This window comes from Leifsonia sp. Root4, assembly GCF_001425085.1.
In the GTDB taxonomy this organism is placed as follows: domain Bacteria; phylum Actinomycetota; class Actinomycetes; order Actinomycetales; family Microbacteriaceae; genus Microterricola.
Genome location: NZ_LMDN01000005.1, coordinates 65,278 through 78,973, shown reverse-complemented (window position 1 = coordinate 78,973; position 13,696 = coordinate 65,278). Strand labels below are relative to the sequence as shown.

Annotated in this window: 17 protein-coding genes and 1 pseudogene; 5 read left to right on the top strand and 13 right to left on the bottom strand. The window is 70.0% G+C overall.

Features of this window, described 5'->3' with window-relative positions; translation table 11 throughout:
- Positions 1 to 51: 51 nt before the first annotated feature.
- The gene (locus ASC66_RS16180) at positions 52 to 399 is read left to right on the top strand and encodes a LysR family transcriptional regulator (RefSeq protein WP_055842025.1); all 348 of its coding nucleotides are present in this window, start codon (positions 52 to 54) and stop codon (positions 397 to 399) included.
- A gap of 108 nt (positions 400 to 507) precedes the next feature.
- Here ASC66_RS16180 and ASC66_RS16175 read toward each other — a convergent pair whose 3' ends face one another.
- From ASC66_RS16175 to ASC66_RS16165, 3 genes are read right to left on the bottom strand one after another with little or no spacing between them, the layout of a single operon-like run.
- Positions 508 to 2,208, bottom strand: coding sequence for an ABC-F family ATP-binding cassette domain-containing protein (locus ASC66_RS16175; RefSeq protein WP_055842022.1), 1,701 nt, complete (start codon positions 2,206 to 2,208; stop codon positions 508 to 510).
- A 9-nt stretch (positions 2,209 to 2,217) separates the two neighbouring features.
- Complete coding sequence (locus ASC66_RS16170) at positions 2,218 to 3,498, bottom strand: MFS transporter (protein ID WP_055842019.1); 1,281 nt, start codon at positions 3,496 to 3,498, stop codon at positions 2,218 to 2,220.
- Positions 3,482 to 4,741, bottom strand: a complete 1,260-nt coding sequence (locus ASC66_RS16165; protein WP_055842015.1) for an amidohydrolase family protein — start codon at positions 4,739 to 4,741, stop codon at positions 3,482 to 3,484. The genes ASC66_RS16170 and ASC66_RS16165 overlap by 17 nt, the downstream gene beginning before the upstream one ends.
- Positions 4,742 to 4,939: 198 nt before the next feature.
- Here ASC66_RS16165 and ASC66_RS16160 point away from each other — a divergent pair, with 198 nt between their 5' ends.
- A complete protein-coding gene (locus tag ASC66_RS16160) occupies positions 4,940 to 5,629 on the top strand; it encodes a GntR family transcriptional regulator (protein WP_082492434.1) in 690 nt (229 codons plus the stop codon).
- 11 nt (positions 5,630 to 5,640) lie between these two features.
- Here the strand turns inward: ASC66_RS16160 and ASC66_RS16155 are convergent, their stop codons facing one another.
- Together ASC66_RS16155 and ASC66_RS16150 are read right to left on the bottom strand one after the other, a co-directional pair.
- Entirely contained in the window at positions 5,641 to 6,030 is a 390-nt protein-coding gene (locus tag ASC66_RS16155) for a DUF1801 domain-containing protein (protein ID WP_055842012.1), read from the bottom strand.
- A gap of 39 nt (positions 6,031 to 6,069) precedes the next feature.
- Positions 6,070 to 6,588, bottom strand: a complete 519-nt coding sequence (locus ASC66_RS16150) for a hypothetical protein (RefSeq protein ID WP_055842008.1) — start codon at positions 6,586 to 6,588, stop codon at positions 6,070 to 6,072.
- 59 nt (positions 6,589 to 6,647) lie between these two features.
- On the opposite strand from ASC66_RS16150, the gene ASC66_RS16145 reads away from it, so the two are divergent.
- Positions 6,648 to 7,544 (top strand): bile acid:sodium symporter family protein, encoded by an 897-nt coding sequence (locus ASC66_RS16145; RefSeq protein WP_055842006.1) that lies wholly within the window; start codon positions 6,648 to 6,650, stop codon positions 7,542 to 7,544.
- A 4-nt stretch (positions 7,545 to 7,548) separates the two neighbouring features.
- A complete protein-coding gene (locus tag ASC66_RS16140; protein ID WP_157509832.1) occupies positions 7,549 to 7,956 on the top strand; it encodes a DUF6578 domain-containing protein in 408 nt (135 codons plus the stop codon).
- Positions 7,957 to 7,975: 19 nt separating this feature from the next.
- On the opposite strand, the gene ASC66_RS16135 is transcribed toward ASC66_RS16140, so the two are convergent.
- Genes ASC66_RS16135 through ASC66_RS16125 form a run of 3 tightly spaced genes read right to left on the bottom strand, consistent with a single transcriptional unit; the run spans position 7,976 to position 9,487 of the window.
- Positions 7,976 to 8,164 carry a hypothetical protein gene (locus ASC66_RS16135; RefSeq protein ID WP_055841999.1) on the bottom strand — a complete coding sequence of 63 codons (189 nt, stop codon included), beginning with the start codon at positions 8,162 to 8,164 and terminating at the stop codon, positions 7,976 to 7,978.
- Between the two features lie 29 nt (positions 8,165 to 8,193).
- On the bottom strand, positions 8,194 to 9,078 hold the full coding sequence (locus ASC66_RS16130) for an alpha/beta fold hydrolase (RefSeq protein ID WP_055841996.1): 885 nt from the start codon (positions 9,076 to 9,078) through the stop codon (positions 8,194 to 8,196).
- Positions 9,079 to 9,133: 55 nt separating this feature from the next.
- Positions 9,134 to 9,487 (bottom strand): zinc ribbon domain-containing protein YjdM, encoded by a 354-nt coding sequence (locus ASC66_RS16125; protein ID WP_055841993.1) that lies wholly within the window; start codon positions 9,485 to 9,487, stop codon positions 9,134 to 9,136.
- Between the two features lie 60 nt (positions 9,488 to 9,547).
- Between ASC66_RS16125 and ASC66_RS16120 the strand changes: the two genes are divergently transcribed.
- Positions 9,548 to 10,246 (top strand): alpha/beta fold hydrolase, encoded by a 699-nt coding sequence (locus ASC66_RS16120; protein ID WP_055841990.1) that lies wholly within the window; start codon positions 9,548 to 9,550, stop codon positions 10,244 to 10,246.
- A gap of 119 nt (positions 10,247 to 10,365) precedes the next feature.
- On the opposite strand, the gene ASC66_RS16115 is transcribed toward ASC66_RS16120, so the two are convergent.
- The 5 genes and pseudogenes from ASC66_RS16115 to ASC66_RS16100 all read right to left on the bottom strand — a co-directional run bounded on the left by ASC66_RS16115 (position 10,366) and on the right by ASC66_RS16100 (position 13,674).
- Positions 10,366 to 11,724: a hypothetical protein gene (locus tag ASC66_RS16115; RefSeq protein WP_055841987.1), complete on the bottom strand. Its 1,359-nt coding sequence runs from the start codon at positions 11,722 to 11,724 to the stop codon at positions 10,366 to 10,368.
- Positions 11,725 to 11,847: 123 nt separating this feature from the next.
- On the bottom strand, positions 11,848 to 12,459 hold the full coding sequence (locus ASC66_RS16110; protein ID WP_235496975.1) for an RNA polymerase sigma factor: 612 nt from the start codon (positions 12,457 to 12,459) through the stop codon (positions 11,848 to 11,850).
- Between the two features lie 72 nt (positions 12,460 to 12,531).
- A pseudogene (locus ASC66_RS18500) lies at positions 12,532 to 12,673 on the bottom strand (DUF8821 family protein); the annotation flags it as partial.
- 17 nt (positions 12,674 to 12,690) lie between these two features.
- Positions 12,691 to 13,083, bottom strand: coding sequence for a PPOX class F420-dependent oxidoreductase (locus tag ASC66_RS16105; RefSeq protein ID WP_055842384.1), 393 nt, complete (start codon positions 13,081 to 13,083; stop codon positions 12,691 to 12,693).
- A 108-nt stretch (positions 13,084 to 13,191) separates the two neighbouring features.
- A complete protein-coding gene (locus ASC66_RS16100) occupies positions 13,192 to 13,674 on the bottom strand; it encodes a hypothetical protein (RefSeq protein ID WP_157509831.1) in 483 nt (160 codons plus the stop codon).
- Between the last annotated feature and the right edge of the window lie 22 nt (positions 13,675 to 13,696).

The window sequence follows — 13,696 nt, the reverse complement described above, 5'->3', positions numbered from 1 at the left end:
CGCGTACGCTGGGGTCGACCGCGCAACTGTGCGGCTCATCGAAAGGCACCCGTGGACATCTCCCTGCTCCGTCACTACGTCGTCGTGGCGCATGAGCTCGACCTCGCCAAGGCCGCAACCGAGCTCGGCGTCTCTCACGCCACGCTCAGCGGATCGCTCAACCAGGTGGAGGCCCTCGTCGGCGCCCACCTCGTCAACCGCGCCACCAGCACGATGAGCCTGACCGACGCCGGCGAACTCTTCCTCGTGACCGCGAACGACGAGATCGCGGCCTACGAAGCGGCGAACAAGCCACCGGCGCCCAAGGCCGGCGGCAAGGCCAAGGCCAACAAGGGCAAGGGCCGCGCTCCCCGGGTGAAGGGCGAGCCGCTTCCGTACAAGAAGCGCCAGTCCCGCTAGACGCCGAGCGCCTCGCGCTACAGAAACCGCTGTTTCGCGGTGGGTAGTTCGGGCGCGAACGTGTAGTTTCTGCAGCGCAGGTCGACGAGCGTCGCGCGGGGCGGCGGGCTAGAGCTCCGTCACCGTTCCGGATTCCACGTGCCAGCGCCGCTCGATCCGCACGGTGTCGAGCATGCGCCGGTCGTGCGTGACGAGCAGGAGCGTGCCCTCGTAGCTCTCCAGCGCCTGCTCCAGCTGCTCGATCGCGGCCAGGTCGAGGTGGTTCGTCGGTTCATCGAGCACGAGAACGTTCACGCCGCGCGCCTGTAGCAGGGCCAGCCCGGCCCTGGTTCGCTCGCCCGGCGAGAGCGCCTCGACCGGGCGCAGCACGTGGTCGGCCTTCAGCCCGAACTTGGCCAGCAGTGTGCGCACGTCTGCGGCCGCCATCTCCGGCACGAGCGCCTCGAAGGCCTCGGCCAGCGGCGCGCTGCCGGTGAACTGGCTGCGCGCTTGGTCGACCTCGCCGATGGCGACGTTCGCACCGAGGCTGGCGCTGCCGGCATCCGGCGTCTGACGCCCGAGCAGCGCACGCAGCAGGGTGGACTTGCCCGCCCCGTTCGGCCCGGTGATGCCGATGCGCTCGCCGGCGTTCACCTGCAGTGAGACGGGGCCGAGGGTGAAGTCGCCCTGCTGGATGACGGCGGCGTTCAGGGTGCTGACCACCGAGCTGGAGCGCGGCGCCGCACCGATCGTGAACTCGAGCTGCCACTCCTTGCGCGGCTCGTCGACCTCGTCGAGGCGCGCGATGCGGCTCTCCATCTGGCGCACCTTCTGCGCCTGCTTCTCGCTGGACTCCACCGAGGCCTTGCGGCGGATCTTGTCATTGTCCGGCGACTTCTTCATCGCGTTGCGCACGCCCTGGCTCGACCATTCGCGCTGGGTGCGGGCCCGCCCGACGAGGTCGGCCTTCTTGGCTGCGAACTCCTCGTAGTCCTCACGCTTGTGTCGCCTGGCCGTCTCACGCTCCTCCAGGTAGGAGTCGTAGCCGCCGCCGAAGATGCGGTTGGCGTTCTGCGCGAGGTCGAGCTCAAGCACCTTCGTGACGCTGCGGGCGAGGAACTCACGGTCGTGGCTGACGAGTACGACGCCGCCCCGGATTCCGCTGACGAAGGCCTCCAGCCGTTCCAGTCCATCCAGATCGAGGTCGTTCGTCGGCTCGTCGAGCAGCACGATGTCGAAGCGGGAGAGCAGCAGGGCGGCGAGGCCGACGCGGGCCGCCTGCCCACCGGAGAGGGAGGTCATCAGCGACTCGGGGCTCAGCGTGTGCTCCGTCTGAGCGGCATCGTCGTTGCCGGCGCCCGCACTCATGCTCATGCCGAGCTCGGCCAGCACGACGGGCAGCCGCTCGTCGAGGTCGGCAGCTCCGCTGGCCAGCCAGCGCTCTAGCGCGACCGAATAGACGTCGGACGGGTCGGTTCCCGGAGCCGCGAGCGTTGGATCGCCGAGGGCGGCCGCTGCGGCATCCATCTGCTCCGTCGCCACCGTGCACCCCGTGCGACGGCCGATGTAGGCGGCGATGCTCTCGCCGGCGACTCGCTCGTGCTCCTGCGGCAGCCAGCCGACGAAGGCGTCGCGGGGCGAGAGGCTCACCGTTCCAGCCTGTGGCTCGAGCTCGCCACCGAGGATGCGCAGCAGCGTCGACTTGCCCGCGCCGTTGGCGCCGACCACGCCGACCACGTCCCCGGGAGCGACCGTGAGGTCGAGCGCTTCGAAAAGGGTGCGGTGGGCGTATCCGCCGGCAAGGCCCTGGGCCACGAGTGTTGCAGTCACCCGTCAACCCTATGCCGGGTGGGTCGGGCGCTCCGCCGCTTCGGGCCGCGCGGAGGCGTGATCGAGGAGGTCTACCGGCTTCCGCCTGATGACCAGCGCGACCGCGAGGCTCAGCAGGGCGGCGAGCCCGCTCATGAGTGCGAAGCTCAGCGCCCAGCCTCCGGATGCCGCGTGCACGACGCCGATCAGCAGCGACCCGGTCCCCGCGACGGCGTATCCAGCGCCCTGCCCGACCGCGGACATCACACCGGCCGTCGGAGGGTTCGCCGACAGACCGACGATGAGACTGATCGCGAGCCCGAACGCCGCGCTCTGCACGGCACCGAGCACACCGACCACCCAGACGTACTGCCCAGTGCTCGCGACGGCGAGCCAGCCGAGCCCGAGCAGCACGGCGACGCCCAGGCCGGGGCCGAACCAGCGGAGCACCGCGGGTCTGCGCGCGATCATCGGCGTGAGCAGCGTCGGCAGGAATCCCGCGACGCTGAACCAGGCGAGCAGCCAGCCGCGCTCCTCGGCCGCGACGCCGCGATCGGCCAGGAACTGCGGCATCCACGCCGTCACCGCGAAGTAGAGCAGGGCCTGCAAGCCGAACACCGCGGTCACGAGCGAGATCGTTCCGCCGCCACCGGCGGGAATCGCCAGGCGTGGTCGGTGATGATTCCTGGAGGTATCGCCCCGGCGCGCCACGAGGATGATCGCCACGGCCGCGACGACGGCGAGCGCCGACCAGAGTCCGAGCGCCACGGGGACGCTCTCGCCCGTCGCGCGGTGGATCGGCACGACGAGACCGGCGCCGAGCGCGGCGCCGACGCCGAACGACATGCTGCTGAGCCCGATCCAGAGACCGCTCGCGTTCAACGACTTGAGGTACTGCGGCAGCAGGGTGCCGGCCGCCATGATTGCGGCTCCGGCCAGGAACGTGCCCGGCAGCAGCAGGGCCGGCGCGAGAACGCGCAGCGCGAGAGCCACAGCGAGGGCGACCATCGCCCAGCCGAGCGCCCCGGCGACACCGGTGCGCCGCGCCAGCCACGGCCCGATCGGAGCCGTGAGGCCGAAGGCGATCACAGGCAAGGTCACGAGCACGCTCGAGAGCTCCGCGCTCAGCCCGAAGTGTGCGCTCGCCTCATCGAGCAGAGCGGCGACCGAGGTGATCGCCGGCCGCAGGTTGATGCCGACGAGCAGCGCCGCGGCGAGGCCGATGGCGGAACCGTAGCTTCGGGCAGAGCGTCTGCGGGTCGAGCGGCTGCGCGTGCGGCTGGCGGTACGAGGCTCAGTGTCCGAGGACATGCAGCCCGTCGGCGACGACACGGCCATCGTGGATGACGGTGCGGTCGAGCCCGCGGTCCATCACGGCGCTCGTCGGGGTCTCACCGTCGACGAGCACGAGGTCGGCGCGATCCCCCACCGCGATGCCGGGCCGATCGCCGAGGCCGCTCAGGCGCGGGGACTCGTGCGACATGATGCTCGCGCCGCCCATCGTCGCGACGGCGAGCGCGAGTTCGACGTGATCGTCCCGCCTGAAGCCGTTCGTGAACGCCAACTGCCACGTGCGATCGAGCATGTCGCAGTTGCCGTACGGGCTCCAGTAATCGCGCTGACCGTCCTCACCGAGTCCGACGCGCACCCCGGCCTCAACCAGCTGGAGCAGTGACAACTGGTTCCGCGCCGCCGGCGCGACGGTCGCCATGGCGATGTCGAGCTCGGCGAAGTCGTCGATGAGGCGTCGGCTGACGGCATCCGAGACCGCCCCGAGTTCGTAGGCGTGCGAGAGCGTGACCTTACCCTGCATGCCCAGAGCGCGCGTGCGCTCGAGGATGAGCTCCGTGCTGAACACCCCCAGCTCGCCCGGCTCGTGCAGGTGAATGTCGACCTCGACCTGGTACTTCTCGGCCAAGCCGAAGACGATGTCGAGGTGACGTGCCGGGTCGCGATCGAGTTGGCTGGGGTCGATGCCGCCCATGACGTCCGCGCCCTGCTTCAGTGCCTCCTCCAACACCTCCACCGTCCCGGCCTCCCGCAGAATTCCGGCCTGGGGGAAGATCATGATCTGCACGTCCGCGTGCTGCGCGAAGGTCTGCTTGGCCGCGAGCACCGCGTCGAGCTTCTCCAGCCTGCAGTCGACGTCGACCTGGGCGTAGCTGCGCACGCGGGTCGTGCCCCTGGCGATCATCCGTTCGAGCGTGCCCGCGACTCGCTCAGGGAGTCCGACCTCGGCGTCGCGCCAGTTGTTCCGGTCGTTCAGCATCATCGCCCAGACCCCGGGCGCCCCGGTGTGCTCACGGAACGGCAGCCCGATTCTGCTCGAGTCGAGGTGCACGTGCACGTCACTGAAGGCGGGAAGCAGCAGTCGCCCGCGCCCGTCGACGATCTCGTGCTCGAGGGCCTGTGCGGCATCGGGGCGTGCGGATGCCGCCGCCCCGGTGTCGGCGGATCCGCCCGCGCCACGCGGGCGCAGCTCGCTGATCCTGCCGTCGCTGACGATGACATCGACGGCTGGCCCGCCCCACGGTCGTACGTCCTGAATGAGCATGGATGATCGTCCTTTCGCCGCACGAGTATCCACATAATTGTATACCAAAGCAATTTCTTGCTTCTGTGAGCCTCAGAACTTCACTGTAATGATGCGACACTTCGTTCCCAGATTCTGGCCATGCGGTAGATTTGGAATACCAGAAGCGGAGCGCGCGAGCGCGCGAGCGCACGTGATGCCGGAGCGCAGGGAGCAGCGATGCAGCAGGACCACACGACGCAGGGCGAGGGCACCGACCGCGAGGGGCTCGCGGACGGCGTCTACCGCGCGCTGCTGCGCTCCATCATCTCCGGCGAACCCGCTCCGGGTGCGCGGCTGAAGGAGCGCGAACTCTCCGAACGGTTCGAGGTCTCCCGCGTTCCCGTGCGCCAGGCGCTGCAGCGTTTGGAATCCGAGGGCTTCGTGGTGACGGAACCGCACCGTGGCGCGGTGGTGAGGTCCGTGACGGCCGACGACATCGCGGAACTCTTCGACGCACGGCTCTGCATCGAGCCGTTCGCGACCCGGCAGGCCGCGCTCCGCGTGCACGCCGGGCTCGCCTCCGCCGCACGTCTCGCCGAACTCCTCGCTCGCTCGGAGCGGCACCTCGCGGCGGGCGAGACGGCGGAGGGCATCGAGTCGAATGTGCAATTCCACGCCGAGATGGTGCGGCTCTCCGGCAACAGTCTGTTGGTGCGCAGCCTCGAGCCCATGCTCGGCCGCATGGAGTGGATCTTCCGGCTGACCCACGAAGCCCGCGGCGAGAGCGAACACTCGCTCGAGCACCGCCAGCTCCTCGATGCGATCGTCGGCGGCAAGGCTGAGCTCGCGGCGGCGCAGGCCTACGCCCACATCGAACTCGGCCGCCGCCCGATCCTCGAGGCGCTCGAACCGTTCCTCGCGGTCTGAACGCGCGCCGCCTAGTCCCGCAGCTGGGTCTGGGCGATCCACTGCGGCAGCACCGCGGCGAGGCGCTCCCGGCATGCCTCGAACTGCTCGTCGCCGTCGAAGCTGACGACCGCCCGATCCGTGCCCTTCCACTCCAGGAGCCCGTCCGCGCCGTCGATCGTGACCACCAGCGGAACCGCGCGCTTCTTCGCGCCGGTGTGCAGCACGAGGCGGATCCCACCCTTCGGCACCACCCCGGTCGTCGCGAAGTGGTCGCTGATGAAGAAGCTCGGCGCATTCCACTTGATCGTCTCGTCGACTCGCGGGTCGCTCTGCCGCACGAGCGTGCAGAGCTCGGTGAGCACGCCGGCGAGCGGGTGCTGCAGCGCGCTCAGGTAGTGCTCGACTTCAGCTCTCGACATCCGCGGCCCCTCTCTCGAACCGCGTGAGGTGCGGTGCCCTCATCCTCGCAGCAGCTCGACGCGTTCTGCCAGATAGTCGGCGAATGGGCGCAGCGCGTCATCGGATGCCGTTGCGCTCCAGCGCACGAACGGCTGCCCGTCTCGCACGACGAGGGGCGATGCGGCGGATGTCGGCTCCTCGCCGAGTGCGATCCGCTCGGCGTCGAAGTTCACGGTCTCGCCGCGTTCGAACGGTCCGCGGAAGGCCGCCGCCCGGTAACCACGGCGCTCCTCGGCCGACACCGATTGGTAGCCGGGATGGCGTGGATCGACGGCCCGCGTCGTGTGCCCGGTCGCGTAGAGCTGCCCGTCGATGCCGAGCAGGAAGACGCCGAGGCGCCACACACGGCCGAGGGGCACCATCCGCGGTTCCGCGGTGAACAACAGCGCCCGCCGCCGCGCCGGCTCGAAACGGGCGATGGCCTCCGTGCGGGAACCCGCCGCTGTCAGCTGCAGAACGGCGTCCGCGAGCGCTGCGTCGATGATGGCCGCCGCCGCCCGCCTCTGCTCATCGTCCACCTGATGGAGTCTAGAGCGAGGCTCACGCCCGCTGGCTGGGTATCGGCCATACTGATGCGATGGGATCAACGTTGACCACCATCGGATTGCCCGTCGCGCTCGGCATCATCATGTTCGGCCTCGGTCTGAGCCTGACGCCCCGCGACTTCACACGCGTGGCGAAGCACCCGAGGGCTGTCTTCATCGCCTTGGTCTGCCAGCTGCTCGTCTTACCCCTCGTGTGCTTCGGGTTGGTGCTCGCCTTCCAGCTGCCGCCCGTGCTCGCGGTCGGCATGATGCTGCTCGCCGCCTCCCCCGGCGGCACGACGGCCAATCTCTACAGCCACCTGTTCCGCGGCGACGTGGCACTGAACATCTCGCTCACCGCCATCAACTCGGTGATTGCCGTGGTGACGCTGCCGCTCATCACGAACCTCGCGATCGCCTACTTCCTGCCCGGCGATGCGTCGCTCGGTCTGCAGCTGTCAAAGACCGTCGAGGTGTTCGTGATCGTGCTGGCCCCCGTCGCGCTCGGCATGCTGGTGCGTGGCTGGCGCACACGTTTCGCCGACGCGATGGACAAGCCCGTGCGCATCGCGTCCATCGTGATCTTGATCGTCGTGATCGTCGGCGCGATCATCTCGAACCGGGAGATCCTGCTGGCCAACCTCGGCCAGCTCGCGCTCATCACGACGCTGTTCTGCCTGCTCAGCCTCAGCATCGGTTTCTTCGTGCCGCGCCTGTTCCGGGTGGAGCGACGCCAGTCGGTCGCCAGCGCCTTCGAGATCGGCATCCACAATGCGACCCTCGCGATCGTCATCGCCCAGACCGTGCTCGACAGCATCGAGCTCTCGCTGCCCGCCGCCGTCTACGGTGTGCTGATGTTCTTCATCGCGCTCGCCTTCGGCTTCGGCCTGCGCGCGGCCGATCGCTCGCGGGCGGATGACGCACCGACAGCCGTGCCGGCGGGGCCCTGAGCGCGTGCGCATCGAAGTGGTGGTCGACGGCTGGGAGCAGGCATGCTGCGGCGTGCCCATCCGGCTCGGTGAGACGGCGAGCTTCAACCTGGTCGCGCTCGACCCCACCGCAAAACTCCTGCCGCCTCCCGCTGCCGACGTGCCGCGCTTCACCGTCGACAATCACGGGCAGACTCCGGCCGATGTGCCGCAGCGACGCCTCGCGGGGCTCATCGCCGGGATCACCGGGGTCAGCTACCCGAGCGTTCCCGTGGCCGGGATGGGCGGCACCCTCACCGCCGACACCACTCGTCCGCAGCTGCGCGCACTCGATTCGGTGGGCGCCGGCGATGACGCCGGGCTCAGCGAGTACCGGGTGCTGCTCGAGCTGCCCGACGGCACCGTGCTGCCCCACTACCTCGCCTGGGCCTGATCACCGCTCGGGCGGGTGCTCAGCCGGATGCCGGCGCGAACTGCCAGCTGCCGACCGCCGTGTACGCCGAGTCCCTGATGGTCTCCGCGGATCCCTCGGCGACCTCGTAGTGCTTGAGGTTGCCGGCCCAGTACCGCAGGATCCGGGCGAGCTCCTCCTGCGGGTCACCGGCGAGCGCGTCGATGTCAACGGTGAGTGTGAATTTCATGCGGCCAGCCTAGGCAGGGCCCGTGCCCTTCACCAGTCCCAGCGCACCGGGCCATCCCCCAGCCGACCGAGAAGATCGCGCAGCACGGCCGTCCACTCCGCCGTGGCATCGAGGTGGGCGTCGTGGCTGCCGTCGCCGAGGTCGACGCGGAGAGTCGCCGGGCGCGCCTCGATGAGTGCGTCCTTGCCATCGGCATCGAACATGCCGGATGGCGCGAACACGAGCGCGGTCGCGGGCTCGAGCGCCTCCCACTCCTCCCAGCGCGGGTGCGCGTGCACGGCGGCGATGGAGGCCTGCAGGAATGCCGGGTCGAAGCGCGGCCAGAGGCCGTCTGCCCGCTGCTCGAGGTCCGCGGCCCACGCGAGCGCGATCGGGCCGTCACCGAGGAAGCGGCCGGCGGCGTCGGCATCCGCGAACGGAACCGGCCAGGAGCCGAAGTATGCGCCGATGCCCTCGGACGCCTCGGGCGGTGCGCCCTGTACCCCGCCCTCGAGCATCACGAGCATGCGCACGAGCTCCGGGCGCGCGGCGGCGACGAGCATGGCGGTGTGCGCCCCCATCGAGTGCCCGATCAGGGCGACGCCTTCCGGGGCCTCCAGCTGCTCGATCACCGCGATGACGTCGCGCACATAGGCCTCGCGCGATGCGTCATCCGGATGCCGCGTGCTGTGGCCGTGCCCGCGCAGATCGATCAGCGCGACGCGGTAGCCAGGCCCGATCGCCTCCGCGCTCGGCACGAACTCCTCCGCGCTGCCGGCGAGGCCGTGCAGGAACACGACGGTCGGCCGGGCTTGAGCGCCCGGCTCCTCCGCGTCCGCTGCGCCCAGCAGATAGCTGATCGTCACGTCGCCGACGGCGAGTTCGTGGCGCTCCCACGCGACGGCGCGGCCCGGGGTGCTGGCAGTTTCTGGCATCCGACAACCCTAGCGATGCTCGGCTGCGCCGCCGTATCGTGGCGGCGAGCCCCGGCTAGACCTTCTTGACGACGCTCGACTTGAGCTGCGTCGGCCCGACGCCGTCGACCTTGCAGTCGATGTCATGGTCGCCGACGCCCTGCAGCAAGCGGATGCCGCGCACCTTGGTGCCGACCTTGATCACGGTTGAGCTGCCCTTGACCTTGAGATCCTTGATCACCGTGACGGTGTCACCGTCGGCGAGCACGTTGCCGACGGCGTCCTTGATGACGGCGGCGGGAGCCTCGGCATCCGTGTCATCGGAGCCGGCGGCCCACTCGTGCCCACACATCGGGCAGACCAGCAGCGCGCCCATCTCGTAGGCGTGTTCGCTGGAGCATTCGGGGCAGAGCGGCAGGGAATCAGTCACCGCTCTAGGGTATCGGGCCGGGTGCTGGCCGGGTTCGGCCGTGCTCGGTAGTCTGCCGTCATGGACATCGTGCTCGTTCCCGGTTTCTGGCTAGACGCGTCATCGTGGACGGAGATTCTTCCGCCCCTCATCGAGGCGGGGCACCGCGTGCATCCGCTCACCCCGCCGGGGCTCGAGTCGGCCGACGCCCCGCGCGCCGGAATCGGGCTGCGGCAACAGATCGACGCGGTCACGGCCGTCGTCGACGGGATCGATGGGCCGGTGGTGTTGGTCGGCCATTCCGGCGGCGGCGCCGTCATCTACGGGGTCACCGATGCCAGGCCCGACCGCATCGCACGTGCGATCTACGTCGACTCCGGCCCGCTCGGGCCCGGGGAGTCCATCAACGACAACCTGCCCTACGAAGGCGACGATATTCCGTTGCCACCGTGGGAGTTCTTCGACGATGCCGATCTCGTCGACCTCGACGACGATCTGCGCGCCGCCTTCCGCACCCGCGCAATCCCGGAGCCGCGCGGGGTCGCCTACGACGCCATGGAGCTGCACGACGAGCGCCGCCTCGACGTGCCGACGACGGTCATCGCGTGCGAGTTCACCGCGGCCCAGCTCAGCGACTGGGTGGGAGCCGGCCTGCCGTTCGTGGCGGAGCTCGCCCGACTCAAGAATGCCGAGTACGTCGACCTGCCGACGGGGCACTGGCCGCAGTTCACGAAGCCGGACGAACTGGGTGCGATGATCCTCGCCGCTGTGGAGCGCTGAGCGGCGCCGAACGCCTTCCGCCGTATTTGAAGGTGGGCGGCCGCCCAGACGCAGGGCTCTCGGCCCGAGGGCCATCGGGCACGCGCGCCCCCGCACGCGTGCCCGACGATGGGTCGCGGCTACTCGCTCGCGAAGTCCAGCATGGAGTCGGCGACGGCGATGACCGACCAGGTGCCGCCGTCGGAATCCGTGAACTCGTAGGCAGGGACGACCAGCACGCTGCCGTCCGGCTGCCACTGGCTCGAGAGGCCGAGGCGTGCGCTGAGAATGTCGACCATGTTCACCGGCCAGGAGACCATCGCGCCCGCAGTCGGCGTCGCGGGCGGCTCTGTCGGGGGCACCCACTCGGTGGAGGTGGTGGCCTCTGCCTCACGGAACGCGATCGGCATCGCCGTCATCTGCGCGCCGAAGCGCGGATCGGAGAGCCGCTCGAACGCCTCCTGCTCGCTGACGATCGGGTAGTCGCCGAGCGCGACGATGTCTGCGAGGCTGCCGGAGGCGCTGACGACAGCGGATGCCGTGAGCTCCAGGTTCCAGGACTGGTCAAGGCGCTGGCCATTCACGACGGGCCAGGCCTGGGCGGGGCGGGTGAACGATCCCTCCCACGTCTCCGAGGTGTACTCGAAGGACCCGGGATCGCGCCCGACCGAGGTGATCAGGGAGCGCAAGGCCTCGATCGCGGCATCCGCACTGGGAAGATCTGCCGGAGGTGCGCAACTGTCTGCGCCATCCGCGCACAGCCAGGGGTTGATGAGTGGGTCGTTGTAGTAGAAGCTCAGCGTGCCGTCGACGCTCACCGAAAGGTACGACGCGCTGCCGTCCTGGGGTCCGAGTTGCCACGAACCGTCCTTGAGCACGGGCGTGCCCTCGATGCCGAGCGCCGCTCCGAGTGCCGCGACGTCCTCGGCGTTCGATGCCGCACGGGCGTCGTAGGTGTACGCGGCCGCCGACCCCGCGGCCGTCGACAGGCCGGAGGAGCTGAAGACGTTGCGCCCGAAGACGGGGTACATCATGTCGGAGACCCCGCCCGCCGACATCTTCGACTGCATCTCGGCAATTCCCGTCGGCCCCTCCTGCGCCGCGCCACCATCCGGAGCCGGAGCCCCGAGCCCTTCGCCGGACTGCAGCGAGATGGGCGGGGCGGCGCCGTCGGCGATGGTGCTCGTGCCTCCCCCGGCTGTTGCGCCGATTCCGTATCCGGCGCTGCCGACGATCGCCAGTGAGGCCGCGACGGCGGCGAAGGGAAGCCAGCGCGGGCGGCGGCGGGCGCGCTCGGTGCCCAAGTCGGTCACGGCGGCGTCGGACTGCACGGCCGGCGCCCCTGCGGTTGCGGCGGTCGCGGCGGGCTCCTCGGCGGGCTCCTCGGCCATCGCCCGGGCGACGACGTCATCCGCGAATCCCGCGCGGGGTTCGACGCCGGCTGCCGGGTCGGCGGCGCGCAGTCGCGCCAGCGGGTCGAGTTCGTTGTCGTCGTTCATGTCGATCTTCCTCACGTGAAGGGGCTTCACTGATGTATGTGTGCCGGGCGGGCGGAACCTTGCACGGGCGATGGAACCGAACGCCGCGGAGCCGAGCTGCGACCGGTGACCCGGGCCGGCGCGCTAGAAGGCGAGCCGCTCCTGCCACGCCTCGCGCAGGCGTTTGCGGGCACGGGAGAGGGCGGCATCCGCCCCGGACCGCGAGATGCCGAGCACCGCGCCGAGTTCGTCGCCGTCCAGGCCCTCCCAGGCGTGCAGGAGCAGGATCTGGCGGTCGCGCTCCCCGACGCTCTCCAGCGCGCCACGGAGTTCGGCATCGAACAGCGCGCTGAGCTCCGGGTCATCGCTCACCCGTGGGGTGCCCGTCTCCGGCACGATGTCGACGGGCAGGTCGACGTGCTTGCGGCGATGATTGGCCAGCGTGAAACCGGCGGTGCGATAGAGCCAGGGCAGAACGGCATCCCGTGGCACGTCGTCGCGGCGACGCCAGGCGACAGCGAAGACCTCGGCGGCGAGGTCTTCGGCGTCCTGGCGGGGGCCGCGGCGGGCGAAGTAGCGCACCAGCGCGGTGGAATTCGCGTGCACCTCCGCCGTGAACCACGCCGCATCGGCGGCTGCAGGGTTCTCACCGACATCGGTCAGCACGGGCTCAGCGGTCTGGTGCTCGGCGGCGCCGTCGCTCGGGGTCTCCCCCTCGGTCGCGTCGGGGGCGGCTGCGGCGCTGTCAGTCTTCACACCATGAATGTGTCACATCCGCCGCGCATCTTGCACGGATGCCACACATTCGCTGAAAGTGGGCGAGGAGGATCAGTACTCGCCCTTGATCACGAAGCAGGAGCCGCGGATGACGCCTGGCCAACGTCGACTCCTGACGGGCGAATGTGAAGTGCGGCGCCAACTCCTCCGGCACCTCCATCCCCTTGGCCAGCGTGAATCCGACCGCCCGCCGCGAGCGCCGCCGTCCGTTCAGGCGGCGGTCACCACGACGGCGACGGAGGCCGCGGCTCTGCGGCGCAACTTCTTGCCCGCGCGAATCAGCCGGTACTGCAGGCCGTACTTGCTGAGCAGGGCCTTGTCCAGCACAGCGAGCGTTTCCTCGTCGTCGTGCACGGCGGCGACGGCCGTGACAGGCAACGCTCCTTCGCGCACGGCTCCGCTCGCCGAGCACGCCACGAGTTGCACTCGCCCTGTGTGCCGCAGGCGCTTCGCCTTGCCTGAGCCTGGATCGGTCGTGATCAGTAGTCGCTCGCCATCCGGCGCAACCCAGACCGGAGTTGACACGCCCTCACCGTTGCGTCGAAAGGTCGTCAGCAGCACGCACGAGTGCACGGCGAGATCGGAGAGGGGCGTCGCGGTCATGTGCCGATTGTCGCAGATCGGCCAGGCTTCCTCGCGCAGAGCGGATCTCGCCTCACGCGCGGCATCCAGCATTCCTCGGTGACCGATGCGGCGAGCGCACTCCCGAGCTCAGGACGGGATGTCGAGGCCGATCGGCGTGGCTTCGAGCGGGCCGGCGCACCGCTCGCTCCCGCCTACGCGCTGCCACTGGAGTGTCGCGTCCCGCTCGGCGAGGACGTCGCCGGCTGCGGTGACGGCGCGAATGGTGATCGAGTCAGGCGCCTCCGTCGTGAAGGTGATCCGCCAGGTGCGCTCGTCGAGGTGCGCGGTGGACAAGAGCAGCGGGCTCTCCGACGGAGCGGTCGTCGCAAGGTCCGGGAGGGCCGTCGACAGGCGCAGCGGCTCGTCGGTCACAGGGAGCACGGGAGCCGACTCGGCGCAGACGCCGTCGACGCACAGCTGAACAGCTGCCGCGTCATCCGCGTTCCCGCCGAGTTCGACGTTGACGGCGTTCACCCAGCCGATGGCGGGGCAGGCCACGGCGCACCCCGACAGCGCCGGACTCATCAGCAGCAGCACCGCAGCGAGGCCGAACACGCGAACTCTCCCCATGCGGGCCCACCGTAGCAGTCGG

Excerpts from the sequence above, each read along its gene's own strand:
- ASC66_RS16170 (WP_055842019.1), bottom strand. The coding sequence starts at position 3,498 with ATGTCCTCGGACACTGAGCCTCGTACCGCCAGCCGCACGCGCAGCCGC.
- ASC66_RS16165 (WP_055842015.1), bottom strand. The coding sequence starts at position 4,741 with ATGCTCATTCAGGACGTACGACCGTGGGGCGGGCCAGCCGTCGATGTC.
- ASC66_RS16160 (WP_082492434.1), top strand. The coding sequence starts at position 4,940 with ATGCAGCAGGACCACACGACGCAGGGCGAGGGCACCGACCGCGAGGGG.
- ASC66_RS16155 (WP_055842012.1), bottom strand. The coding sequence starts at position 6,030 with ATGTCGAGAGCTGAAGTCGAGCACTACCTGAGCGCGCTGCAGCACCCG.
- ASC66_RS16145 (WP_055842006.1), top strand. The coding sequence starts at position 6,648 with ATGGGATCAACGTTGACCACCATCGGATTGCCCGTCGCGCTCGGCATC.
- ASC66_RS16135 (WP_055841999.1), bottom strand. The coding sequence starts at position 8,164 with ATGAAATTCACACTCACCGTTGACATCGACGCGCTCGCCGGTGACCCG.
- ASC66_RS16130 (WP_055841996.1), bottom strand. The coding sequence starts at position 9,078 with ATGCCAGAAACTGCCAGCACCCCGGGCCGCGCCGTCGCGTGGGAGCGC.
- ASC66_RS16120 (WP_055841990.1), top strand. The coding sequence starts at position 9,548 with ATGGACATCGTGCTCGTTCCCGGTTTCTGGCTAGACGCGTCATCGTGG.
- ASC66_RS16115 (WP_055841987.1), bottom strand. The coding sequence starts at position 11,724 with ATGAACGACGACAACGAACTCGACCCGCTGGCGCGACTGCGCGCCGCC.
- ASC66_RS16105 (WP_055842384.1), bottom strand. The coding sequence starts at position 13,083 with ATGACCGCGACGCCCCTCTCCGATCTCGCCGTGCACTCGTGCGTGCTG.
- ASC66_RS16100 (WP_157509831.1), bottom strand. The coding sequence starts at position 13,674 with ATGGGGAGAGTTCGCGTGTTCGGCCTCGCTGCGGTGCTGCTGCTGATG.